The sequence below is a fragment of the Bordetella sp. 02P26C-1 genome (assembly GCF_009763255.1).
Lineage (GTDB): Bacteria > Pseudomonadota > Gammaproteobacteria > Burkholderiales > Burkholderiaceae_B > Bordetella_A.
Genome location: NZ_WSJB01000022.1, coordinates 197,750 through 220,862, shown reverse-complemented (window position 1 = coordinate 220,862; position 23,113 = coordinate 197,750). Strand labels below are relative to the sequence as shown.

The following is a 23,113-nucleotide window of genomic DNA, read 5'->3' as shown; positions in this document are numbered from 1 at the left end:
TGGTCGTGCGCTATCGCGTTGAGCGCGGGATCATCAGCGGCTGGTTGCTGAACACTCAAGTAACGCGGCAGCGGCTGGGCATCGTCCCGCCTTTCCGCTACGTCCGACAATGAAGGCAAGCTTCGTCCCGCATGGCGTTGCCGCTTTGCCTCGGGAAGTGGATCGGACGTCAAGTTACCCCGGGGAGAGGGTGTTGTCTCGCCTTCTGGCTCAGGATCGAGGAGGCCCCAGTCTCTATTCAGGCCTCCGCGTACTTCACGCAAGCGCCAGTGCAGCGGTGCGGACGAGGTATGAGCCGCAGGAGAGTCAGCAGGCTTGGATAGCTGTTCGATTTCTTCCTCTTTTTCGGGATTCCCGCCCATTGCGTTCGGCGGGAACGAAAGAGGCGCAAGCGCGCTGATCAAGACGGATATTGTCAATGGCGCGCGACGGCCCGCGCCTCTGCGGTCGACCGTTCTCGCGCCACGTCGCGCGCAAGCGGTGTGAGTCTTATGGTGCATGTTTGCTCCTCGCATCCAGTGCCTGGTAAGTACCGGGGGAGAGGAGAGCGTTCCTGTAAAACAGGGTCGTTACGTCCGATTCGGCGAGGCAAACAAAATCCCCGCTACATCAAAGCACCTTAGTGCTCATGCAGCGGGGATCGATGCGACTCCAGACTGCCGTAACACTCAGCGCGTCACGGTCTCGCCGGGCTTACTGTGCCTCGGCGCCGCCATTGCCAGCGCCTTGCGCGGCGGCGATTTCCTGGTGAACCTTTTCCATATCCAGGCCTTTTACCTTTTCCATCAGCTCGGACAGCTGGCCAGCCGACAGCGCGCCCGGTTGGGAAAAGAGCAGCACTTGTTCGCGGAACACCATGATGGTGGGAATGGAACGAATGCCCAACGCGCCGGCCAGCTCCTGCTCGACGTCGGTGTTGACCTTGGCAAACGTCACATCCGGATGCTCGGCTGCGACTTGCTCGAACACGGGAGCGAAGCCCTTGCAGGGGCCGCACCAGGGTGCCCAAAAATCGATGATGACGGTGTTGTCGGCCTTGATCGATTCCTGGAACGTGGCTTGGGTGAGTTCGACGATATTGCTCATATCGGTATCCTTTACAGTAGGGTTTCAGGAAGCGACGCTACCTGTTTTCAGTGAGGCCAGTATTTCGTAAGAGCGCAAACGGTCTTCATGCCGATAAAAATCGGACACGATCATGACCTCGTCAGCCTGAGTACGCGCAATTAAGGTTTCCAGCCCCTGTTTGACGGTCTCCGGACCGCCGACGATGGACGCGGCCAGTTTTTGGTGCACAGCCTGCCGCTCCCATTCGTTCCACAGACCGTCCATGCTTTCGACGGGCGGCTGCAGGGGCAGGCGGTTGCCGCGTATCAACGATAGAAATTTCATTTGCTGGGTCGTCGCCAGCATGCGAGCCCGTTCGTCAGTATCGGCCGCGATAATCGGTACGCCTATCATGGCATACGGCCGCGACAACGTGGCCGAAGGCTTGAACAGGTGCCGGTACAGGCGCATGGCTTCCATGCCCTCCGGCGAGAAATGCCCTGCAAAAGAGAAGGGCAGGCCCAGCTCTGCCGCGAGGCGAGCGCTGAAATCGCTCGATCCCAGCAACCAGATTGGAATATCCAGCCCCGCGCCGGGGATCGCCCGAACGGCTTGCTCCGGGCGCGCGGGAGCAAGGAATGCGCGCAGCTCGGCCAATAATTCCGGGAAATCATAGCCGCTGCGCGGGCCACGGCCCAGCGCGCGCTGGGTGGCGCCGTCGCTGCCCGGTGCGCGTCCCAGACCGAGATCGATACGACCGGGGAACAGACTTTCCAGCGTGCCGAACTGTTCGGCAATAATTAACGGCGCATGGTTAGGCAGCATCACCCCGCCAGAACCCACGCGCAGCGTTTTGGTGTGCGCGGCGACTTGGCCTATCAGCACCGCCGTGGCGCTACTGGCAATGCCAGTGATGTTGTGGTGTTCCGCTAACCAGAACCGGTTATAGCCCCAACCCTCGACATGTTGGGCCAGATCCACCGTATTGCGAAACGCACCAGCGGCGTCGCCCCCTTGAACAATCGGGGCAAGATCCAGAACGGAAAACGGCACGCGGGCCAGTTCACTCATACAGCGGTCTCCGGAAAACACTGCGCTAAAAAGGAAGCGATCTACAAATAGATCGCCATAGCCCAAGTGTATAGGCGAAATCAAAAGGGGGCGCGAGCAACCGTGTCGTCGATCAGGTTGATAGTCGGAATCAATGGCGATGGGCGCGCAAGCGTCGTGCCCGCTGCGGTTCATGCACTTTGTCCATCGCCATAAGGCGAGGGCCGGGACGGATGCGGCGCCGTCGTCGCGGCCATCGCCCTGACGGCTTGCCTTAACCCATCGCGGGCTTGAGCAGATCCCCAAGCAGCGCGTACGCGAACCCGAAATAGATGAACATGCCGAGCAAATCCATGATGGATGTGATCAGCGGCGAAGACAGCGTCGCGGGGTCAGTGCCGATACGGCGCGCGATAAAGGGCAAGAGCGCCCCGATCACGCCGCCGACAGCCGTACACGTGAACATGGACAGGCCCACCACCAGCAACACATCCATCCCGACACCTTTGGAAAAGTACGCCAGCACTGCCTCGAGAATCGCGATGGACACGCCCAGCATCACCGTCACGGGCAGCTCACGCTTGATGACGAACCACACGTCGCGCCAGCGCAGTTTCAAGTCGCCCAGCGCCATGGCGCGTATCACCAGGGCGGCAGACTGGCTTCCGGTGTTCCCGCCCATGTCGATGATGGGGGCGATAAAAGCCGCAAGCACGATGACCTCCGAGAGTATCTCCTCTTGCGCCGCCACAAAGGTACTGGTGATGATGCCAAAGATCGTCAGGATCGCCAGCCAGAACACACGCACCTTGAACATTTGCTTGAAGGGCGACGCGATCATGTCCAGGTCTGGACCGCCTAGCGACGACGTGCCGCCAAAGCGCGCGAGCTGCGTGGCATCCTGTTCGCGTTCAATATCCATCGCATCGTCCACAGTGACGATACCGATCATCCTTTCGCCGCCGTTGATGACGGGCAATGCCAACAGGTCATAGTCGCGGATCATCTCCGCGGCCTGCTCGCGTGGCCATTCGGCACGGGCGAACACCGGCTCGGCGCGCATCGTTGCGCTGATCAGGGCTTTTTCGTCGGCCAGCACTAATTCGCGCAGCGACACGGTACCGCATAGGCGTTGCTCGCTGTCGACCACGTAGATGACGTAAATCGTCTCTTTATTCGGGGCAGTGGCGCGCACATGCGCGAGCGCTTCGGCCACGCTCATGTCTGGCGATACGTATACATAGTCCGAGTTGGTGACCGAGCCCACCGTGCCTTCGTGATAGGACGCCAGCTTGAGAATGTCGTCGCGTTCGACCTTTGCCAGCGCCGGCAGGAGTTTCTGCTTGGCTTCTTCGCTCAGGCGGTTAAATAGGTCGGCGCGATCATCCGATGGCATCTGCTCGAAGAGCTGCACGATCGAATCCCGGGGCATCGCGCGCAGCAGGACATCCTGGCGGTGATCTGGGAAATGCGAAAACAGCTCGGCGCGATCTTGCGCGGGCAGCTTCATCAGCAGTTCGACGATTTCCTCGTTGGGGAGCACGTCCAGCGCTTCGACCAGATCCGTGGGGTGAGTGTGCCGAATGGTATCGACCAGCGCCGTCGCGTCGAGAGACTGGGCCAGAGTCTTTAGGGTCATCAGCAGTTTTTCGCGGTTCATTTTTTCTTCTCCTTTTCTGTGATGATGCGCATGCAAACGCAGGGGCAAGTACGAGGGTTGTCCTGCGTGGCCAAGCGAGACGCGGCTTCAACGTCTGGGTGCCGTGATTGCGGACCTACCGTTGACCGGACGCAAAAAGGAAAAGTTCCCGAAATTCTAAGGGTTAACCCGAAATTTTTGAAAAGGTACAACCCACCACGCCCGCTTTCGAAGCGGTGAGCGATCATGGAGGGGGTGGGGGAAGAAAAACGCGGCGCGGAAGAGGGGCGTTATGACCCATGCGCTGAGGAAGACGAGGAAAGCCAATGGAGGCGAAGCGCGCTCAGAGCTACGGCGAGCCTCCATGGCGGAGGCTGGGAGGCGTCACGACATTGCGTCGCGGGCGCCCCAGCCCAGGAGCCGTTAACCCGGGAAAAACGCGTAACGGATGACGAAGAGCGCGGCCACCAGCCAGGTCGCCGCGTGAATCATGCGGAACTTGCCCGTGAAGGTCTTGAGCACCACGTAGCTGATAAAGCCGAACGCCAGGCCATTGGCGATCGAGTACGTAAACGGCATGACCAGCGTGGTCAGCGCGGCCGGCGTCGCCTCGGACACGTCGTCCCAATTAATGTCGATCAGTTCGCGCATCATCAGGCCCGCGACATACAGCAGGGCAGGCGCAGTCGCATAAGCCGGCACCGAGCCCGCCAGGGGCGAAATAAACAGAGCGGCAAGAAAGAGGACACCGACCACCAAGGCCGTCATGCCGGTACGGCCGCCAGCCTGCACGCCCGAGGCGCTTTCAACATACGCCGTGGTGCTGCTCGTACCCAACATCGAGCCAGCCACAATCGCCGTGCTGTCGGCGAAAAGCGCACGTCCCAGGCGGCTAGGGCGATTTTCCTGCACAAGTCCGGCGCGCTTGGCCACACCCATCAAGGTCCCCGTCGCATCGAACACCTCCACCAGGACAAACACCAGAATCACATGCACGAAACCCGTGTGCAGCGCGCCCACGATGTCCATTTGCATGAACGTCGGCGCCAAGGTCGGCGGGGGCGAAATAATGCCGTGGAAGGAATTGTGACCCGTCAGCATCGACAGCACGGTAACGGCGATGATGCCGATCAAAATCGCCCCACGCACGCGCAAAGCGTCCAGCACCGCGATAATGAAAAACCCGAGGATGGCGAAGAGCGGCGCGGGCTCGCGCAGGTCGCCCAGCGTCACCATCGTCGCTGGATGCGGCACCACGATTTTGGCCGAGGACAGTGCGATGATGGCCAGGAACAGGCCGATGCCGGCAGCGATCGCGCTACGTAATGAATGCGGAATCCCCTTGATCAGCCATGCGCGGATACCGGTCATCGTCAGCACAAGGAAGATCACGCCGGAGATAAATACCGCGCCCAGCGCCTGCTGCCATGTATACCCCATGGTCTGAACGACGGTGAACGCGAAGAACGCGTTTAACCCCATGCCGGGCGCCATGCCGATGGGCCAGTTCGCCACGAAGGCCATGATGAACGAACCCAGCGCCGCCGCCAGACACGTCGCGACGAAAACCGCATCGCGATCCATCCCGGTAGAGGACAGAATATTGGGGTTGACGAAGATGATGTACGACATCGTCAAGAACGTCGTCAGGCCAGCGACGATCTCGGTACGCGCATTCGTACCGTGTTCGCGCAGGTTGAATAGCTTCTCCAGCATGGCAGGGGTTCCCGGTTAAGGTTTTTGTAGGATCAACAATCCGACATTTTCGCACCAGATGTAAACTCGCGACCATGATCATTCTAGGTTTTGAAAGCTCGTGCGATGAAACGGGGGTTGCAGCCGTATGCACCGAGCGCGGACTGCTTTCGCACGCCCTGCATTCGCAAATCGCCATGCACCAGGAGTATGGGGGCGTGGTGCCCGAGCTCGCATCGCGGGACCACATACGGCGCGCCGTGCCATTGGCGCGCCAGGTGTTGGAAGAAGCCGGCCTGACCCTCGACGATATCGACGCGGTGGCCTATACGGCAGGGCCGGGCTTGGCTGGCGCTCTGCTGGTTGGTGCGAGCGTCGCCCAGGCTTTCGCGTGGTCGCGCGGACTGCCAGCGATTCCGGTTCATCACCTGGAGGGGCATTTGCTCTCTCCCTTGCTGGACACGCCGCGGCCGGAGTTCCCGTTCGTCGCGCTCCTGGTTTCGGGTGGGCATACCCAGCTCATGCGCGTCGATGGCGTGGGCCGCTACGAATTATTGGGCGAGACGCTCGACGACGCGGCGGGCGAGGCCTTCGATAAATCGGCCAAGCTGTTGGGTCTGGGATACCCCGGCGGCCCAGCGTTGTCTCGCATGGCCGAGCAAGGCGATGTGCGGCGGTTTACCTTGCCGCGCCCCATGCTGCATAGCGGAGATCTGGATTTCAGCTTTAGCGGCCTGAAAACCGCTGTGCTGACCAAGGTCAAGGAAGCCGAACGGGCAGGGCAGTCGCTCGACGATCAAACCCGCGCCGATTTGGCTGCCGCGACGCAAGCCGCGATCGTTGACGTGCTGGTCGCGAAGGCGATCAAGGCATTGCGCAGAACGGGGCTCAAGCGTCTGGTCGTGGCCGGTGGCGTGGGCGCCAATCAGCTGTTGCGTGCGCAGTTGGCCGATGCCTTGCGTCCGTTGCGGGGCAAGGCGTATTTCCCGCCATTGGCCTTATGCACCGACAATGGTGCGATGATTGCCTTCGCCGCTGCCGAGCGCGTCAAGGCGGGCCTGGTGGATCTGAAAACCGGTGTTCATGCGTTTACCGTGCGCCCACGCTGGGATCTGGCCGACGTCTGCGTGCCATCCTGACGGATCGCCACGGTGCTTATTTCTTTTTAGACCCGATCCGGCTTTCCGTGCCTGACATCAAGCGGCCAATGTTGGCGCGGTGACGATAGAACAGCAACACGGTAATCAGAACCAACGCAGCGCCTACGGGCGCCTGCGCATACCAGGCTACGCCTGAGCCGAACACGTAGTAGACCGGCGCAAAGAATGCCGCCACCAGGGCCGCGAGCGAAGAATAGCGGCTGAACACCGCGACGATGATCCAGGTGGCCGCCGTGGCCAATGCCAGCATCGGGTGCACCGCCAGCAGCACACCCAGCGCTGTCGCGACGCCCTTGCCCCCCTTAAAGCCTAAAAAGATCGGGTACAGGTGCCCCAGGAAAACGGCCAGGGCCACCAGCGCGTACACCGTCCACGACAGTCCCGGCGCGAGCGTTTGCGCCAGCCAGAGCGCAAACCAGCCCTTTGCCGCATCACCGATTAACGTCAATGCCGCCGCTGCCTTGTTGCCAGAGCGCAATACATTGGTCGCGCCCGGATTGCCCGAGCCGTACTTGCGGGGGTCCTGCAGTCCCATGACTTTGCTTACCACCACGGCGAACGGAATCGAACCGATCAGGTAGGCCAGGCCAATCAACGCGGCGCAGAGCAGGGTGGAAGGGGCAGTGTGCACCATGAGAGAGCATCCGTTGCATAGAGTGTCGTGGCTGCGGATTCTACCGCGCGCGGCGTCTGGACGCGTCCCGGGTTATCCATGGGGCGCGGGATTTCGGATCATCGGCGGTACAATCGACCGCGTTTTCCTTGCTGTGTTAATTCTGGGTGCCCAATGCGAATACTGGTGTCGAACGACGATGGCTACACTGCTCCAGGCCTCGAAGCGCTGGTAGAAGCCCTGCAAGGGCTGGGCGACATCACCGTCGTGGCCCCAGAAACGAATCATAGTGGGGCGTCGAACTCGTTGACTCTGAACCGGCCGCTGACGGTGAGAACCGCCGCGAACGGCTTTGTGTGCGTGAATGGCACGCCCTCCGACTGCGTCCACGTGGCGCTCACCGGCTTGATGGAATCCCGCCCCGACTTGGTCGTGTCTGGCATCAATAATGGTGCCAATATGGGCGACGACACGCTGTATTCCGGCACGGTGGCCGCGGCTGCCGAAGCTTACTTGTTTGGAATCCCCGCGATTGCGTTTTCCCTGGTCGAAAAGGGCTGGGAACATATCGATGCCGCCGCGCGTATCGCCCGGCAGGTCGTCGAACGCCAGATCGCGCAGCCCCTGGCTCCCCCGGTCTTGCTGAACGTCAATATCCCTTGTCTGCCCTATGAGCAGATCGATGGGTGGCAAGTGACACGCCTGGGTAAGCGTCATCCTTCCGAGCCGGTTGTACGCTCCACCACGCCCTATGGCGACACGGTGTATTGGATCGGGCCGGTGGGGCTGGCCGCGGACGCTTCGCCGGGCACGGACTTTCATGCCATCTCGCAGCGCAAAGTCTCGCTTACGCCGTTGCGTCTCGATTTGACGCAGCACAGCCAGCTGGATGAATTGCGCGAATGGGCGGATCCATTATGCGCAAACCCGTAAATCCCTTTGGGTCCGTGCCTGCGCCGGACCGCCGCCGAACCTCGGGCGGCGTGACGTCCGTCGCAGGCTTTACGCCCACCAATAGCAATACCCGCATTTCGCCCGCGGTCCTCACGCGGCCGGCGCCAACCAGCATGCCGGCTAACCCCGCCGCGAATCCAGGCTTGAGTTCGGATCGTCTGCGGCAGGCTATGGTGCAGCGGCTGCGCACGCAGGGCATCAGCGACGAGCGAGTACTGGACGCGATGGCGGCGGTGCCGCGCCATTTGTTTGTGGACGAGGCACTGGCAAGTCGCGCTTATGAAGATGCGGCCCTGCCTATTGGGCATTCGCAGACGATCTCGCAGCCCTGGGTCGTGGCCCGTATGATTGCCGCCGTGTGCGAAGACCGCACGCCTGCGCGCGTGCTCGAAGTCGGCGCGGGCTGCGGCTATCAGGCTGCCGTGTTAGCTCAACTCATCCGCGAAGTGCATGCCATCGAGCGTATCCGCGGTTTGTTCGAAATGGCGCGCACGAACCTGCGCGCCTTACGTCTGGCGACCCGAGTACGGCTCATCCATGGCGATGGCATGGTAGGCTTGCCGAGTTTGGCGCCGTTCGATGCTATCGTTGTGGCTGCCGCTGGGCTGGCGATTCCGCAAGCACTGCTGGCGCAGTTAGCACCCGGCGGACGCTTGATCGCGCCCGAGGGCGACACGCATCAGCGTCTGGTATTGATCGAGCGCACCGGCGCTTCCAGTTGGAAGCGCACCGAATTAGAAGCAGTACGGTTCGTGCCTTTGCGAGCCGGCATTCAAACTTGAGCGACAGGAGAATTACATGCTCAACGGGCAGTTGCCACTGACCACGTTTGCTATACCCCGGATGTCGTCGTCCCGACGCGTTTTGTTGGTGTCCGGTGTCCTGGGTCTGGCACTGATCACCGGTTGCTCGTCGACGCCCAACAGCCGCGCGCCGGTGGTGGATTTGTCCAAGCAGCCGCCGACCAGCGGTACGGCCGCTCCTGGCGGTACGTATGTCGTCAAGCCTGGGGATACGCTTTTTCAGATCGCACGTAACCATGGCGTGAGCATTCAGAACTTGCGCCAATGGAACAACATCAGTGACGCCAATCAGCTGAACGTGGGACAAGTGCTCCGGCTGGGACCCGGCGCCAGCACCGGCACCGTCGCCGGCGCGACCTCCGGCGCGTCGACATCGGGCCCGGCGGCCACGCCATCGCCTGTCGTGCCGCCCACTACGCCGTCCACGGGCTCCGCGACCGATACGACGCCTCCTGCTGGCGGCACGACCGCACCGACCGGCAACACCGCCACGACGCCCACGGCGACCATTCCGGCGCCCGCGACACCGTCCAAGCCGCGCGCTGCCGACGCCAATCTCATTAGCTGGGGTTGGCCGGCCAACGGCCCGATTATTCAGACGTTCACCACGGCGAACAAAGGTATCGATATCGGTGGGGCGCTGGGCGCTCCGGTCGTCGCCGCCGCCGATGGCAAAGTCATGTATAGCGGCAATGGCGTGCGTGGCCTGGGCAACCTGATCATCGTGAATCACGATAACGGCTTTATCACGGCCTACGCGCATAACCAGACCTTGCTCGTAAAAACCGGTGAAGCGGTCAAGCGCGGCACCAAGATCGCCGAGATCGGCCAAAGCGACACCACCTCGCCACGGCTGCATTTCGAGATCCGCCGCCAAGGTACGCCTGTAGACCCGCTGCAGTATCTGCCTGCGCGATGACACCGACGCTGGTCTTTGACCTGGAAACGCTCCCCGATGTCGATGGGCTGCGCAAGCTCAACGGCTGGGGCGCGGACGTGCCCGATGTCGAGGTCGCGGAACGCGCGTTTCAAGCGCGCCGCGAGGCCGTCGGACATGATTTTCTGCCGCTGCATCTTCAGCGCATTGCCGTCATCGGTTGCGTGTTTCGGGATGAAAAAGGCTTTCGGGTGAAAACCTTGGGGCAGCCTGGCGATTCGGAAGCCACGCTGATTCACCAGTTTTTCAAGATCATCGATCACTACACACCGCGTCTGGTCAGCTGGAATGGATCGGGTTTTGATCTGCCCGTGTTGCACTATCGCAGCCTGATTCATGGTGTCGCGGCGCCCCGATATTGGGATCTCGGTGACGAAGACCGCGACTTCAAATACAACAACTACATCAGCCGCTATCACAATCGACATATCGATCTGATGGATTTGCTGGCCAAGTACAACGGGCGGGCCAATGCACCCTTGGACGAATTGGCCAAGCTCTGCGGTTTCCCGGGCAAACTGGGGATGGACGGTAGCCAAGTCTGGCCCGCATGGCAGCAAGGGCGCGCGGACGAAATCCGCGCGTATTGCGAGACCGATGTCGTCAACACCTGGTTGGTGTATTGCCGGTTTCGCTTGCTGCGCGGCGAATTGGACGCTGTCTCCTACCAGGCCGAGGTGGATCTGGTTCGCGAGACCTTATCTGCGAGTGACGCCGCGCATTGGCGGGAATACATGACCGCCTGGGACGCCTGATCGGCACGCAATCGACTGAAATATTCGCGGCGGATTCGAAATCGGCGCGTAACGGGTCTGAGCCGACAATGGCTTCGCGTTCACCTCATTAAGGAGACCAATATGTCCCGAATCGCGATCCGTTCTTCTCTGGCTGCCCTGGGTTTCATCGTTGCCGCCGCCGGTGTATCCGGCACGGCGATAGCGGCCCCCGATCCGCAGCCGACCACGGCACAGGCCAAACACCATGATGGCAAGCAAGCTGGCCAACATCGCCATGGGCATCACGGCAAGCATCATCATGGTCACGCCATGCGTGATGCGGTCATGGTTCCGGGCGTGGGTCCCTTGTCCAAGCAGCAAGTCGAGTCGCTGAAGCTCGATGCCAAGCAGCAAGCGGCCTTCGATGAAGCTAAGCAAGCCCAAGGCGATCTGTTCAAATCGATGCGCGAGAGCCGTGGCCAACGCCACCAATTGCTGGACAACCAGATCAAGAGCGGCAAGCTCGACCCGCGCGCCCTGGTCGCCGAGCAAGACTCTCAAAAGGCCGAATTCCACAAGCAATCCGAAACGGTGCGTGGTAAGTGGTTGGCTGCTTGGGATACCCTGAATGCCGACCAGCAGAAGCAGGTAACCGAGTGGGTCAAGGCTCGCCAGGAAAAGATGCAGGAGCTCAAGGCCAAGAAGCAAGAGCGTCAGGCAAAACGTGAGGCCGCGCGTAGCGGTCAAGCGGAAAGCGCGAAGCAGACTGCTCCCGCCACCCCGGCTAACTAAGGCCAACGTCGCGATGCGCGGCAGGGTGCAAGGCCCCGCCGCCGTCGGATTCGATCAACCACGCGAGGCGCGAGCCCGCGTGGTTTTTCTTTGCGCCGCAGGCGTGCTTGCCCGATGCCCCAAGGCAGGGCGTGGTCACAAACTGCGCATTGTTTTCGTGCGCCCGCCGGTGCGCTGCTGCACTGCTGTGGTGCTTGAGAGGTACCTTGTCCCAAGGACCGACACCCCACGCGCATGGCTTAAAAGTTGGCACGGATACTGCTTTAAGAGGCATACATCAGGATGCAGCATTCGATGCGCATCCCGGCGATTAGAAAAACGGCATCGCGCCGTCATCCCTTTTAAATGCGCACAGGATTCGCACCATGAAACGCACGCTGCTTGCCTTGCCCTTTGTGTTATCGGCCAGTTTTGCCTCGATTTCCCATGCAGAATCTACGGACCTGGGAGCGGGTTTCTCGCTGAGCGGTAACGCCGCGATTGTCAGTGACTACCGCTTCCGGGGCTACTCGCAGACGAACTTCCGGCCCGCCGCACAACTGGGTTTTGATCTGAGCCACACCTCGGGCTTCTATCTGGGTAACTGGAACTCCAACGTGTCCGATTACGTGTTCCCAGACGGCAACCTGGAAATGGACTTTTATGGTGGCTGGACGGGCGCGTTGGGTGACAGCGGCCTGGACCTGGATGTCGGCGTCCTCTACTACTACTATCCGGGCTCGAAGTCGCCCAAGGGCCATGCGTACAACAACACCGATCTTTATATCGGCTTGAGCCACGGCGGCTATTCGTTGAAGTATTCCTACACGCCCAGCGATTTCTTCAGCACCCCGGATAGCAAGGGTACCTGGTATCTGGACGGCACGGCCGAGTTCGATCTGGGCAATGGCTGGGGCCTGGTCGCGCACGTCGGCTATCAAAAGCTGAAAAAGCAAGTGGACATGGACGGCAACGACATCGGCCATTATGTGGACTACAAGCTCGGCGTGACCAAGGATCTGAATGGCTGGGTCGTGGGTCTGGCCGCGGTGGGGGCATCGAAGGACAACTGGCTGCCCACCAAGAATGGTCACCCGTCGGGACGCCTGGGCGCCGTCGCCTCGCTGTCGCGCGAGTTTTAATCCGGGTTTAAGCGCGGGGCGCGTTTAACGGGGACGCGCCAGACAGGCTTTGGCTTCCTCTTTTACAATGCCCGGTTGCCCAAATCAGCCTGGATTGCACTAGAAATGGCCGAAGTACTGAATATCGAGTCCCTGGACCTCGAGGCCCGGGGAATCGCGCGCCGCGACGGCAAGGTGGTTTTCGTCGAAGGCGCCTTGCCCAATGAACGCGTCACCGCCGATACGGTGCGGCGTAAACCGTCTTATGAAATCGCCCGCGTGGCGGAAATTCTGCGCCCCTCGGCGTTGCGCGTTGCGCCGCGCTGCCCACATTTCGGAGTGTGCGGTGGCTGTGCCATGCAGCACCTGGAGCCCACCGCCCAAGTCGCGATCAAACAACGTGCGCTGGAAGACGGATTCTGGCATGTGGGTAAACTGCGGCCGCAGCGCATGTTGCCGCCGCTGCATGGCCCGACTTGGGGCTACCGTTATCGCGCGCGCCTGTCGGTGCGCGTGGTGCCTAAAAAGGGCGGGGTGCTCGTCGGGTTTCACGAGCGCAAGAGCAGCTACGTGGCCGATATCCGTGAATGCCACGTGTTGCCCAAGCATGTCAGCGATCTGCTGTTGCCCTTGCGCGCGATGATCGGTTCCATGTCCAAACCCGATCGTATGCCGCAGATCGAAGTGGCGTTGGGCGAGGGCGTGACGGCACTGGTGCTGCGCCATCTGGAGCCGCTAACGGATGGTGACATCGCGATCTTGCGTGCCTTTGCGGCAAAGCATCAGGTGCAATGGTGGCTGCAACCGAAAGGCCCGGACACGGTGCATGCGCTCGAGCGTGCCGATGAAGACGCACTGGCCTATACGATGCCGCAGTTCGGCTTGCGCATGCCATATCGGCCAACGGATTTCACACAGGTCAATCACGCCATCAATCGCGCCATGGTCGCGCGTGCTTTGATGCTGTTAGAGGTGCAGCCCACCGACCGTGTCGCGGATTTGTTCTGTGGCCTGGGCAACTTCACCTTGCCCTTGGCCACGCAGTGCCGCGAGGCAGTGGGCGTGGAGGGCAGCAAGGCCCTGACCGATCGTGCGCTCGATGCCGCCTCGCGTCACGGACTCGCGGAACGTACCAGCTTCGCAACGCTGAACCTCTTTGAGGTGGATGTCGAATGGCTGCGCGGGCTTGGTTATTTCGATCGGATGCTTATCGACCCGCCACGCGAGGGTGCGCAAGCCGTGGCACAGGCCCTGGCGTTGCTCACGCCAGAAGAGCGGCCACGCCGTATCGTGTATGTGTCGTGCAACCCGGCTACGCTTGCTCGCGATGCCGCGATCATGGCGCATGAAGGGGGCTACGTCCTCAAGAGCGCGGGCGTGATCAACATGTTCCCGCATACGGGTCACGTAGAATCGATCGCGGTGTTCGAATCGCTGCCCGCCGAGGAAGTATTGGCCGTGCAAGAGCAGACGCGATTGAGAAAGGCGAAAGAGGCCGCCGACGCCGCGGCTGCGGCCTGACAGCGTCGGTCGATTACGCAGGCCACATCACGCTGAGAGCTTTCCTGTGACGGGATCGTAGGCGTCCTTGTCCAGGGGCTCCAGCGGGAACATGGGCTTTACGCGTTTCTTGAAGTCGAACAGTGCCCAGTCCGAGCTCGTCACGCCCGGGCTGTCGCATTCGATCAGTGCCGAGGAAATCGGCACGAATACCGGTCGGCAATACATGCGCGATTTCACGAGGATGAACTTGGCTTGGGTGGGCTCCAGGCCCATGCTGCGAAACACGCCCAGGTCCCACGGTTCATGGGTGCGTTCGGTCAACACAAGCTGCGCGGCGCCGATATCCAGCACTGCACTGCGGCCCATGCAGGCCAACTGTCCCGTGTAGGTCGGCCCAGTAATCACGTACTCGCCATTGCTCACGGCGCGCACGGTGCCGCGTAATGTGACAGGCGGCGTATCGCGGCCGATCTCTGCAATAGGGCGCTTGTTACCTACCGGTAATTCCACCGTGGCGCCGACGCCCGCATCGGCCAAGATCTGCACGGCCTCGGGATCGCAATACAGTCCCGCCTGAATGCCTGTCAAACCTGCATCCAGGGCCGCCATCAGGACGTCCATCGTGTCGCAGGTGCCGCCGCTCATGCAATTGTCGCCATGGTCCAGCAGTAATACCGGCTTGTCGGCGATTTCAGCCAGGGCTTTTGCGCGTGCCAGCGATTGCGACAGTGGCTCGCTGTTGTAGAGGAACCCTTCGCGGTTGTCCCAGATCGAGCGGGCGATCTCCGCCGCCACATGGTCCGCGGCGGCCATGTCGCCGTCACCCACTACCACCACACTGACGCAAGGGTTCGGAATGTCGGCCAAACCAAAGCCCGCCAGAATGGACACGCCCAGAGTACCGGCCGCTTCGGCCTCGCGTGCGGCCCGCACGGCGTCGCGCATGGCGCCTTCGGCGGTGTTGCTGCGCAGGGTGTGCGACACCAGCGGCAGGCTGCGCCAGGCAAGCACGGGCTGGCATTTGCCGTCGATGCTATCGAACAGCAGGCGGCCTGCATGCTCGCCGGTTTCGTACATGTCGATATGGGGATAGGTTTTAAAGCTGATGATGACGTTGGCGTGATCGATCATTTTTTGCGTCACGTTCGCATGCAGATCCAGCGCGACCGCGATGGGTGCGTCGGGCGCGGCGGCCCGTACGCGTTCGAGTAAATCGCCTTCGCCATCGTCAGTCGTTTCGACGGCCATTGCGCCATGCAGATCTAGCAGAATGGCGTCGCAGCCTGGCGCCTCCGCAACAATGCGGCTGCAGATCTGTTGATAGGCCTGCGCGTCTACCCGTCCACTGGGGTAGGCCGTCGCCGATACCGGCGTGACGATTTCCGCGCCACGAGCCTCGGCCAGATCGATGAACGCGGACATCGCCGTGCGCTTGCCCTTGTTCTCTGCGTAGGCCTCGGCGCCATAGGTCGGGCCATCGTTACCGAAGGACGATAGCGGCGTGGGGACCGGCGAGAACGTGTTGGTCTCGTGGTTCATGCGGGCGATCAGGACTTTCATTTACGGCGTCTCGGTTCGGTGTGGCGGGGATTGCAATTCTGGCGCTGCGCAGTTAATCGGCCGGGATTGCGGCTGGGCGACGCACCGCGCCGCAGCAGCGCAGCATGGCGTGGAGCAACACGTTGCAGCCCGCTTCCAGGTGATCGGGTTGTGCGTCTTCGATTTCGTTATGACTGATGCCATCTTTGCAGGGCACAAAGATCATGGCCGTCGGCGTCACACGCGCCATGTATACGGCATCATGCCCCGCGCCGCTGATTACATCCAGGTGGTCCAGGCCCAGTGTGGTTGCGCCATCGCGGATCGCCTGGATCAGGCGTGGCTCGAACGGTTGTGGGGGGAAGTAGACAACTTCTTTCGACTGGATGTTTATCTTGCCGGGTTCGCTCAAGTCCTTTACGGTCTGCTCCAATGCGGCGGCCATGCTGTCTAGCGTCGCGTCATCGGCCGCGCGCAGGTCGACCGTCAGGCTGACTCGTCCAGGGATGACGTTGCGCGAATTGGGAAAGTTGTCGATGCATCCCACGGTGCCCCGACCATGAGGGGCATGATCGAGCGCAATACGGTTCACCGCGCGGATCACATCGGCCGCCACCAACAATGCATCGCGGCGTAGCTCCATTGGTGTCGGGCCTGCATGCGCCTCCTGGCCGGTGATGACGACGTCGTACCACCGTTGACCCAACGCGCCCGCGACCGCGCCGATGGTGATGTTTTTGGCCTCGAGAATAGGGCCTTGCTCGATGTGGGCCTCGAAATAGGCAGCGACATCGCGCCCGCCTATGGGTTCCGGGCCGCTGTAGCCGATGTCATTCAATGCCTGCCGCACCGATATGCCTTCACGGTCCGTGGCGTTTAAGGCATGGTCCAGCGTGAACGCGCCGGCATAGACGCCCGAGCCCATCATGACCGGAACGAACCGCGATCCCTCTTCGTTGGTCCATACGACCACTTCGATGGGGGCCTCCGTCTCGATGCCATGGTCATGCAGCGTACGCAACACCTCAATGCCAGAGAGCACGCCATAATTCCCGTCGAATTTCCCACCTGTGGGTTGCGTATCGATGTGACTGCCTGTCATGACCGGCGGCAGATCGTCGCGCAATCCAGCGCGCCGCATGAAGATATTGCCGATAGCGTCCACCCGCACGGTGCATCCCAGTTCACGCGCCCAGGTCGAGACGCGGTCGCGCGCCTGGCGATCCAGATCGGTCAATGCCAGCCGGCAAACGCCTCCTTTGTCGGTGGCGCCGATCTGCGCCAGTTCCATCAGCGATTCCCACAGACGATCGCCATTGACGCGCAAGGCGCTGACGGATTCCAAAGTTGCCATTTTCATGATGATTTCCTTGTGGCGTGCGGCGGTCTATACGCCCACGCCCAGATAACGATCCTTGATGGCGTCATCGGCGAGAAAGGCAGCGTTGGTGCCTTCGTAGACAATGGCGCCTTGTTCAATGATGAAGTGATGATCCGCCAGTTGTGTGCAGACTTCCAGGTTTTGTTCGACCAGCAAAATCGTGACGCCGGCCTGCTTGATCAGTTTGATCTGCGCCACGATTTCTTCGACGATCACGGGCGCTAAACCCTCGACCGGCTCGTCCAGCATCAGCACCCGGGGGTGGTTCATCAATGCCCGACCGATGGCCAGCATCTGTTGTTCGCCGCCCGATAATTGGCCGCCGCCATTGCGCCGACGTTCTTTCAGGCGCGGAAAGATGCGGTAGATATCTTCCAGTTGCCATGGAGATTGACGGCGTGCGCCGAGTTTTAGGTTCTCCTCGACCGTGAGCAGCTTGAAAATGCCGCGATGCTCCGGCACCAGGCAAACGCCCATGGCAGCAATTTTATGCGCGGGCTGGCCGGTTATGTCGCGGGACTGGAGGCGGATGCTGCCCGCCTTGGGTGCAATCACGCCAGCGATCGATTTGAGCGTGGTGGATTTACCCGCGCCGTTACGGCCCAACAGCGTGACCACCGAGCCCTCCGGTACATTGAGCGATACCCCTTGCAGAATATGGCTTTTGCCGTAATAGCTGTGAATATTGTCGACTTGCAAGCTCATGCCCGGCCCCCCGTGATCATGTTGCCCAGGTAAGCCGCACGCACACGCTCATCATTGCGGATATCGTTCGGGCGGCCTTCGACCAAGACCCGGCCTTGCTGCATCACCGTGATCGTGTCAGAGATGTCCATCACGATGTTCATGTTGTGTTCGATCAAAACTACCGTGTGATCGTCGCGCAGGCCCCGAATCAGGTGCTTCATCTCGTCCAGGTCGTCCACACCCATGCCGGAGGTGGGTTCGTCCAGGAAAATGGCGCGCGGCCGGGCGGCGAGGGCCATGCCGACCTCAAGTCGCCGTTGCTGACCGTGTGACAAGGCCCCGGCGGCGACACCTGCCAGACGCGTCAGTCCCATGCGTTCCATCGCGGTATCCACGACCTCGGCATGAGAGCGAGCACCGGTTGGTGCGTGCCAGCAATCGAAAGCGCCCGAACGATGCACCCCTTGGGCCGCTAACCGCAGGTTCTCGCGGACCGACAGATTGGTAAACAGACTGGTGACCTGGAAGGAGCGCGCGATACCCCGCTGGACGCGTTGGTGATCGGCTTCCTGAGTTACCTCCTGCCCGTCGAACAGGATGCTGCCCTCGCTGGCCATGAGCGTGCCGGTCAGGGTGTGAAACAGCGTGGTCTTGCCCGCACCATTTGGACCGATCACGGAATGAACGGTGCGGGGATAGACTTGCAGGTCCACACCATGCAACGCGACAAACTTGCCGAATCGCTTGATGATGCCGCGAGCTTGCAAGAGCGGTTGTTCCGACGTGGTGGCGGAGACGCTTTGAGCCATATTGCCATCATGCGTGGTCATGTGCGTTTCTCCTCGGTGGCAGGGGTCGTAGCCGGACTGCGCTTTAGTGCTAGCCACACGCGCTCGCCCAGGCCCCAGAGCCCTTTTTGCATAAACAGGCTGACCGCTATCAGCAGAAAGCCTAGGAGCATGAGCCAACGCGGCCATAGCGTCGACAGCCAATCCGCAAACAGGACGTAGAACGCGGCGCCCAGTACGGAGGCGAACAGATTGCCGGTGCCGCCAATGACCGTCATGACAAGGATCATCTCGCTGGTGTGGTACTCGATGCTCGATAGCGGTGCGATGCCCGTCATCATGGCCAGGAATGCACCGGCCAGCGCGGTGACCGCACCCGATATCGCGAACGCCGCCAGCTTGAACATGCGCACGTTGTAGCCCACCGCCGCCGCGCGCGCTTCGTTGTCGCGGATGGCCAGTAACGTGCGTCCGAATACTGAATTCGTGATGCGCAGCAATATCCAGAACACAATCAAAAAGCAGACTGCCACAAAGGTATAAAACTGCCAGGGCGTGGTTAGCGACAGCAGTTCCGTGCCGGCCACGGACACAGCGGGACGAGGTACGTCCAGCAATCCGTTATCGCCGCCGGTCACATCAGGCAGGCTATAGGCCAGGAAATAAAACATCTGCGCAAAGGCTAGCGTCAGCATGACGAAATACGTGCCACGCTGCCGGATCGCGAACCACCCGACAAAGGCCGCCGCCAATGCGCCCACCCCCACGGCGGCCAACAAGGCCAGCGGCATAGGCAGCGCGAACCGCGTCAACAGAATCCCGACGGTATAACTGCCCAGGCCAAAGAAAATGCCCTGGCCGAATGACAACAGGCCGGTAAAGCCGAGCAGCAGATTGCAGCCAAGCACCGCCAGCGCATATATCAGCACTTCGGTGGCGAGCGAGCCGGACTGCATGCACAGAGGCAGTATCAGCGCGACCAGCAAGGCCAGCACCAACTGCATATGGGATTTCAAATGGGTCATCAGCCTCTCCCTAGCAGACCGTGCGGGCGCAACAGCAACACCGCGGCCATGGCGATATAAATCATCAGGCGTGCGCCTTCCGGCCAAAGCGTACTCATGACACTTTGCACGATGCCAATCAGCAATCCGCCCACCAGCGCGCCTGAAAAACTGCCCATGCCGCCCACGACCACGATGACGAACGCAATGCCCAGCGCCTCAATCCCCATAAAAGGTTCCACGCCACGTATGGGCGCGGCGAGCACGCCCGCCAGCGCGGCGGTCGCCGCGCCCAGTGCGAACACCAGACTAAACACGCGAAACACATTGATGCCGAGCAAGGACACCATCTCGGTCGATTCACTACCGGCGCGTACCGCGCTGCCCAGACGTGTGCCCTCAAGTACATACCAAAGCAGCAAGGCGAACACAGCCGTAAAGCCGATCACGAACAAGCGATATTTAGGATAGATAAAACTGCCCCACATCACGACGCCTTGCAGCGAAGCGGGCGCGGCGACGTTATCGCCCAATGGCCCCCAAATGATGATCACGGCTTCCTGCAGCACAAGCGCCAGACCCACGGTGATGAGGATATGGAATTCATGCGGCTGCGCATATACGTGCCGCAGCACGAGCTTTTCCACCAACCAGGCGCATGCGCCCACGATCAGCGGTACGATCGCCAGGGCTATCCAGAAATTGACGCCCCATTGAATGGCCTGGAAACAGAAGTAAGCGCCCAGCAAGTAGAACGCGCCATGCGCGAAGTTCACAAAGCGCAAGAGACCGAAAATGATGGACAAGCCGACTGCCAGCAGGAAGTACAGCATGCCCACTCCGATCCCATTGATGATCTGAAGCAGATAAACGTTCATGCGGAATGTGCGTTGAGAGAGGAGTGTCCGAGGACAGGATGTGCCGCGCCCAGCAGGGCGCGGCGTGCGCACATCACATCTTGCAGCCGGTCTCGGCCGGTGGCAGGAAAGATTGTCCGGAATGAACAATGGTCGCGTAATCGTCCTTGTTCTTCATCTCGGATTTCTTCTTGCCTTTTAGCAGGTAGTAGTTCTTGAGCACCTGATGGTCTTCCTTGCGGATCTCTTCAGTGCCTGTCAAGCCTTCGTAGCGCATGCCCTCCATCTGCGCGATGACTTTCTGCGGCTCAGCACTGTTGGCCTTGGCAATGGCGTCCAGCATGATGCGCGTGCAGATATACGATCCCGCCAAGCTGTAGTTGGGAGTCATCTTCAGCTTGGACTGCGTCAGTTCGACCAGCTCTTTATTCAGCGGAGAATCGATTTCGTGCCAATATTGCGCGCCAAAATACACGCCCTCGCATAGATCCGCGCCCAGGGCTTCGAATTGCTCCAGGCCCGACGCCCAGGCGATCAGAATCGTGCAATTCTGCTTCATGCCAAAGCTTGCCGCTTGACGCAGCGTGTCGGACGATTGCGAGCCAAAGTTCAGAATCAGCAAGATGTCGGGCTTGGCCGCCATGGCGTTGGTCAAATAGCCGCTGAATTCTTTCTCGGTCAACGAGTGATAGCTATTGCCTACGTGCTCGATGCCTTTTTCCTTCATGATCGCCTTGGCCGCGCTGAGCAGGCCTTCGCCGAACACGTACTGCGGCGTGATGGTGTAGACGCGCTTGGCCTCGGGCTTCTCGGCCAGCAGCGGACGCAGGGTTTCCTCGACCGCGCCAAAGGTCGGCACCGACCAGCGGAAAGTGGCGCGGTTGCAGTCCTTGCCGGTGATTTCATCGGCGCCCGCAGTGGTGATGAACACGGCGTCCGCTTTCTCGGCTTCTTTACCCATGGCCAGGGCTTCGGACGACAGAATGCCGCCGGCCCAGAACTTGGCGCCTTTCTGCTGAGCAATTTCTTGAACCTTGCGTACCGCCGTGGCGGGCTTGCCCTCAGTGTCCAACACGGTATAGGCCAAGGGGCGATCGAGCACCTTGCCGTATTGTTCCAAGGCGAGCTTCATCCCCAGGTCGGCGAACTTACCGTTGGCGGCGAATGCGCCCGACATAGGCACCGGACACGCGAACTGGATGGGGCCGGAGGATTGCGCGAGCGCGGAACGAGCAGCCCACAAAGAACCCGGCACTGCACCTAATGCGGCCATCTTCAAGAGGTTACGGCGATTCAAGATTTTCTCCTTGGCCGCGGCGCGCGTGGGCAGCGGCATTTAGCGTTATATGCGCGTCACGCGCGCATTCCGTGTACGGCTAACTCTGACTCGCTGTGGAAGGACTATTTCCACTGGTGCTGCACCTACGCTCCTATTTATCATGATAAATAGGATTAATATCATCATCGTGGAGAGCGGCAATCAGTGTCAAGAATGCAGATATCAGGTTTAACCCTGGGTCAGCGAGCGGCACCGATGACGATGCGAACGAGGACGAAGACATAAGAGGGGATGAGGATCGTTATGGAATTTGACAGTCAGGGCACACCGCTGATGGCCGCCGCGAGCCAACCGAAGCGCAGCGATCTCGTGGCCGAAGAAATCAAGCGACTGATCACCGCCAAGAACCTTTTGCCCGGCGACAAGCTGCCTCGCGAAAGCGAACTGCAAAGCATGTTCGCCGTGAGCAAAAGCACCATTCGTGAAGCCCTGAAGTCGCTGGAAGTGCAGGGGTTGTTGAAAGTCAGTACCGGCCCGGGCGGCGGCGGCATGGTGGTCGAGGTGCCGCTGGATCGCACATTTCAGTTGATGCAGAACTACCTGTTCTTCAAGGAAGTGCGCATCGAGGACATTTATCAGGTGCGCAAGCTGCTGGAACCCGAGCTGGCGGCCAGCGCCGTGCCCCATCTGACCGATGCGCATTTCGCCGCGCTGGAACACAACATCCAATGCTGTGATCCCATGGCCGAGCATGTCGAAGACCCGTTGGCGCAGCGCCAAGAGGAAATGAACTTCCACGACATCTTCGCCGACGCATGTCCAAATTCATTCTTGCGCTTCAGCTGTGAAATGATCAATCAAATGATCCGACAGCTGACCGTCTTCGACAATGAGATGCCATTAGAGGAACAAGCCAGGTTTGGCGTTTCCAACACCCAATTCCATAAACAGATTCTGCAAGCGGCTCGCGCTCGCGATGCGCAGCGCGTGCGCGAATTGATGAGTGAACACATGCATGACTGCATGCGATCGGTCACGCGCATGCATGGCAAGCTCAAAGGCCGCCTGATCCTCGATTCGGAAATCTCGCGGCGTACCGTCGCACGCAACGCGCGCAGGGCAGGGCGCAGGAAAGCTGAGGCTTAATAAGCGTCGTCTATGGCGCTTTGCCCGTGTCTACGCTACCGCCCAACTCGTCAATAATCGGGCATTCCGGGCGGTTGTTCCCCTTGCAGTGATCGGCGAGATGCCGCAGCGTATCGGCCATTTGCTGCAGCTCGGCGGCTTTGCGCTCCAGGCCTTCAACGTGCTGCAACGCGATGCGCTTGACCTCGGCACTGGCGCGATCTCGGTCACGCCAGAGAGCAAGCAGCTCCTGCATCTGAGCGACGGAAAATCCCAGGTCGCGAGCGCGACGGATGAATCGCAAGGTATGCAGTTCTTTATCGCCATAACTGCGATAACCCGATGCATTGCGCGCGGCCGGCTCCAACAGGCCAATGCTCTCGTAATAGCGAATCATCTTGGCCGAAATGCCGGTCATCGCGGCGGCTTGTCCAATATTCATGC

Annotated in this window: 22 protein-coding genes; 9 read left to right on the top strand and 13 right to left on the bottom strand. The window is 60.7% G+C overall.

The annotated features are described in order from the left end of the window. Positions 1-693: 693 nt before the first annotated feature. From trxA to GOQ28_RS13675, 4 genes are all read right to left on the bottom strand, one after another. Positions 694-1,086: a thioredoxin gene (gene trxA / locus GOQ28_RS13690; RefSeq protein ID WP_160351547.1), complete on the bottom strand. Its 393-nt coding sequence runs from the start codon at positions 1,084-1,086 to the stop codon at positions 694-696. A gap of 24 nt (positions 1,087-1,110) precedes the next feature. Beyond that, positions 1,111-2,118: an LLM class flavin-dependent oxidoreductase gene (locus tag GOQ28_RS13685; protein WP_160356847.1), complete on the bottom strand. Its 1,008-nt coding sequence runs from the start codon at positions 2,116-2,118 to the stop codon at positions 1,111-1,113. Positions 2,119-2,371: 253 nt separating this feature from the next. After that, the gene (mgtE, locus tag GOQ28_RS13680; RefSeq protein WP_160356846.1) at positions 2,372-3,757 is read right to left on the bottom strand and encodes a magnesium transporter; all 1,386 of its coding nucleotides are present in this window, start codon (positions 3,755-3,757) and stop codon (positions 2,372-2,374) included. Between the two features lie 402 nt (positions 3,758-4,159). After that, a complete protein-coding gene (locus GOQ28_RS13675; protein WP_160351550.1) occupies positions 4,160-5,452 on the bottom strand; it encodes an NCS2 family permease in 1,293 nt (430 codons plus the stop codon). 74 nt (positions 5,453-5,526) lie between these two features. On the opposite strand from GOQ28_RS13675, the gene tsaD reads away from it, so the two are divergent. Further along, positions 5,527-6,570 (top strand): tRNA (adenosine(37)-N6)-threonylcarbamoyltransferase complex transferase subunit TsaD, encoded by a 1,044-nt coding sequence (tsaD, locus tag GOQ28_RS13670; RefSeq protein ID WP_160356845.1) that lies wholly within the window; start codon positions 5,527-5,529, stop codon positions 6,568-6,570. A gap of 16 nt (positions 6,571-6,586) precedes the next feature. Here the strand turns inward: tsaD and plsY are convergent, their stop codons facing one another. Beyond that, on the bottom strand, positions 6,587-7,225 hold the full coding sequence (plsY, locus tag GOQ28_RS13665; RefSeq protein WP_160351552.1) for a glycerol-3-phosphate 1-O-acyltransferase PlsY: 639 nt from the start codon (positions 7,223-7,225) through the stop codon (positions 6,587-6,589). 153 nt (positions 7,226-7,378) lie between these two features. On the opposite strand from plsY, the gene surE reads away from it, so the two are divergent. From surE to rlmD, 7 genes are all read left to right on the top strand, one after another. Beyond that, on the top strand, positions 7,379-8,137 hold the full coding sequence (surE, locus tag GOQ28_RS13660; RefSeq protein ID WP_160351553.1) for a 5'/3'-nucleotidase SurE: 759 nt from the start codon (positions 7,379-7,381) through the stop codon (positions 8,135-8,137). Then, positions 8,122-8,940, top strand: coding sequence for a protein-L-isoaspartate(D-aspartate) O-methyltransferase (locus GOQ28_RS13655; protein WP_160356844.1), 819 nt, complete (start codon positions 8,122-8,124; stop codon positions 8,938-8,940). Before surE ends, GOQ28_RS13655 begins: the two co-directional genes overlap by 16 nt. Positions 8,941-8,956: 16 nt before the next feature. Beyond that, positions 8,957-9,880 (top strand): peptidoglycan DD-metalloendopeptidase family protein, encoded by a 924-nt coding sequence (locus GOQ28_RS13650; RefSeq protein WP_160356843.1) that lies wholly within the window; start codon positions 8,957-8,959, stop codon positions 9,878-9,880. Next, positions 9,877-10,653, top strand: coding sequence for a 3'-5' exonuclease (locus GOQ28_RS13645; RefSeq protein WP_160356842.1), 777 nt, complete (start codon positions 9,877-9,879; stop codon positions 10,651-10,653). The genes GOQ28_RS13650 and GOQ28_RS13645 overlap by 4 nt, the downstream gene beginning before the upstream one ends. A 102-nt stretch (positions 10,654-10,755) precedes the next feature. After that, positions 10,756-11,406 (top strand): hypothetical protein, encoded by a 651-nt coding sequence (locus GOQ28_RS13640; protein WP_160356841.1) that lies wholly within the window; start codon positions 10,756-10,758, stop codon positions 11,404-11,406. Between the two features lie 365 nt (positions 11,407-11,771). Further along, the gene (locus GOQ28_RS13635) at positions 11,772-12,527 is read left to right on the top strand and encodes a TorF family putative porin (RefSeq protein ID WP_160351558.1); all 756 of its coding nucleotides are present in this window, start codon (positions 11,772-11,774) and stop codon (positions 12,525-12,527) included. A 105-nt stretch (positions 12,528-12,632) separates the two neighbouring features. Next, positions 12,633-14,027, top strand: a complete 1,395-nt coding sequence (gene rlmD, locus GOQ28_RS13630) for a 23S rRNA (uracil(1939)-C(5))-methyltransferase RlmD (protein WP_160356840.1) — start codon at positions 12,633-12,635, stop codon at positions 14,025-14,027. A gap of 27 nt (positions 14,028-14,054) precedes the next feature. Here the strand turns inward: rlmD and GOQ28_RS13625 are convergent, their stop codons facing one another. The 7 genes from GOQ28_RS13625 to GOQ28_RS13595 form a co-directional block, all read right to left on the bottom strand. Beyond that, positions 14,055-15,569: a M81 family metallopeptidase gene (locus tag GOQ28_RS13625; RefSeq protein WP_160356839.1), complete on the bottom strand. Its 1,515-nt coding sequence runs from the start codon at positions 15,567-15,569 to the stop codon at positions 14,055-14,057. A 52-nt stretch (positions 15,570-15,621) separates the two neighbouring features. Further along, positions 15,622-16,908, bottom strand: coding sequence for a Zn-dependent hydrolase (locus GOQ28_RS13620; RefSeq protein WP_160356838.1), 1,287 nt, complete (start codon positions 16,906-16,908; stop codon positions 15,622-15,624). 27 nt (positions 16,909-16,935) lie between these two features. After that, positions 16,936-17,634, bottom strand: a complete 699-nt coding sequence (locus GOQ28_RS13615; protein ID WP_160356837.1) for an ABC transporter ATP-binding protein — start codon at positions 17,632-17,634, stop codon at positions 16,936-16,938. After that, the gene (locus GOQ28_RS13610; protein WP_160357018.1) at positions 17,631-18,425 is read right to left on the bottom strand and encodes an ABC transporter ATP-binding protein; all 795 of its coding nucleotides are present in this window, start codon (positions 18,423-18,425) and stop codon (positions 17,631-17,633) included. Before GOQ28_RS13610 ends, GOQ28_RS13615 begins: the two co-directional genes overlap by 4 nt. Positions 18,426-18,442: 17 nt before the next feature. Beyond that, a complete protein-coding gene (locus GOQ28_RS13605) occupies positions 18,443-19,429 on the bottom strand; it encodes a branched-chain amino acid ABC transporter permease (RefSeq protein ID WP_160356836.1) in 987 nt (328 codons plus the stop codon). Continuing rightward, a complete protein-coding gene (locus GOQ28_RS13600) occupies positions 19,429-20,286 on the bottom strand; it encodes a branched-chain amino acid ABC transporter permease (protein WP_160356835.1) in 858 nt (285 codons plus the stop codon). The genes GOQ28_RS13605 and GOQ28_RS13600 overlap by 1 nt, the downstream gene beginning before the upstream one ends. A 73-nt stretch (positions 20,287-20,359) precedes the next feature. Beyond that, a complete protein-coding gene (locus tag GOQ28_RS13595) occupies positions 20,360-21,562 on the bottom strand; it encodes an ABC transporter substrate-binding protein (RefSeq protein ID WP_160351565.1) in 1,203 nt (400 codons plus the stop codon). A gap of 285 nt (positions 21,563-21,847) precedes the next feature. Here GOQ28_RS13595 and GOQ28_RS13590 point away from each other — a divergent pair, with 285 nt between their 5' ends. Continuing rightward, on the top strand, positions 21,848-22,690 hold the full coding sequence (locus GOQ28_RS13590; RefSeq protein WP_160351566.1) for a FadR/GntR family transcriptional regulator: 843 nt from the start codon (positions 21,848-21,850) through the stop codon (positions 22,688-22,690). A gap of 10 nt (positions 22,691-22,700) precedes the next feature. On the opposite strand, the gene cueR is transcribed toward GOQ28_RS13590, so the two are convergent. Then, a complete protein-coding gene (gene cueR, locus GOQ28_RS13585) occupies positions 22,701-23,111 on the bottom strand; it encodes a Cu(I)-responsive transcriptional regulator (protein WP_160356834.1) in 411 nt (136 codons plus the stop codon). Positions 23,112-23,113 lie beyond the last annotated feature (2 nt).

Excerpts from the sequence above, each read along its gene's own strand:
- GOQ28_RS13605 (WP_160356836.1), bottom strand. The coding sequence starts at position 19,429 with ATGACCCATTTGAAATCCCATATGCAGTTGGTGCTGGCCTTGCTGGTC.
- GOQ28_RS13625 (WP_160356839.1), bottom strand. The coding sequence starts at position 15,569 with ATGAAAGTCCTGATCGCCCGCATGAACCACGAGACCAACACGTTCTCG.
- mgtE (WP_160356846.1), bottom strand. The coding sequence starts at position 3,757 with ATGAACCGCGAAAAACTGCTGATGACCCTAAAGACTCTGGCCCAGTCT.
- GOQ28_RS13655 (WP_160356844.1), top strand. The coding sequence starts at position 8,122 with ATGCGCAAACCCGTAAATCCCTTTGGGTCCGTGCCTGCGCCGGACCGC.
- GOQ28_RS13620 (WP_160356838.1), bottom strand. The coding sequence starts at position 16,908 with ATGAAAATGGCAACTTTGGAATCCGTCAGCGCCTTGCGCGTCAATGGC.
- GOQ28_RS13650 (WP_160356843.1), top strand. The coding sequence starts at position 8,957 with ATGCTCAACGGGCAGTTGCCACTGACCACGTTTGCTATACCCCGGATG.
- GOQ28_RS13635 (WP_160351558.1), top strand. The coding sequence starts at position 11,772 with ATGAAACGCACGCTGCTTGCCTTGCCCTTTGTGTTATCGGCCAGTTTT.
- GOQ28_RS13675 (WP_160351550.1), bottom strand. The coding sequence starts at position 5,452 with ATGCTGGAGAAGCTATTCAACCTGCGCGAACACGGTACGAATGCGCGT.
- GOQ28_RS13610 (WP_160357018.1), bottom strand. The coding sequence starts at position 18,425 with ATGGCTCAAAGCGTCTCCGCCACCACGTCGGAACAACCGCTCTTGCAA.
- plsY (WP_160351552.1), bottom strand. The coding sequence starts at position 7,225 with ATGGTGCACACTGCCCCTTCCACCCTGCTCTGCGCCGCGTTGATTGGC.
- GOQ28_RS13685 (WP_160356847.1), bottom strand. The coding sequence starts at position 2,118 with ATGAGTGAACTGGCCCGCGTGCCGTTTTCCGTTCTGGATCTTGCCCCG.
- rlmD (WP_160356840.1), top strand. The coding sequence starts at position 12,633 with ATGGCCGAAGTACTGAATATCGAGTCCCTGGACCTCGAGGCCCGGGGA.
- GOQ28_RS13615 (WP_160356837.1), bottom strand. The coding sequence starts at position 17,634 with ATGAGCTTGCAAGTCGACAATATTCACAGCTATTACGGCAAAAGCCAT.
- cueR (WP_160356834.1), bottom strand. The coding sequence starts at position 23,111 with ATGAATATTGGACAAGCCGCCGCGATGACCGGCATTTCGGCCAAGATG.
- tsaD (WP_160356845.1), top strand. The coding sequence starts at position 5,527 with ATGATCATTCTAGGTTTTGAAAGCTCGTGCGATGAAACGGGGGTTGCA.
- surE (WP_160351553.1), top strand. The coding sequence starts at position 7,379 with ATGCGAATACTGGTGTCGAACGACGATGGCTACACTGCTCCAGGCCTC.
- GOQ28_RS13590 (WP_160351566.1), top strand. The coding sequence starts at position 21,848 with ATGGAATTTGACAGTCAGGGCACACCGCTGATGGCCGCCGCGAGCCAA.
- trxA (WP_160351547.1), bottom strand. The coding sequence starts at position 1,086 with ATGAGCAATATCGTCGAACTCACCCAAGCCACGTTCCAGGAATCGATC.
- GOQ28_RS13600 (WP_160356835.1), bottom strand. The coding sequence starts at position 20,286 with ATGAACGTTTATCTGCTTCAGATCATCAATGGGATCGGAGTGGGCATG.
- GOQ28_RS13640 (WP_160356841.1), top strand. The coding sequence starts at position 10,756 with ATGTCCCGAATCGCGATCCGTTCTTCTCTGGCTGCCCTGGGTTTCATC.
- GOQ28_RS13645 (WP_160356842.1), top strand. The coding sequence starts at position 9,877 with ATGACACCGACGCTGGTCTTTGACCTGGAAACGCTCCCCGATGTCGAT.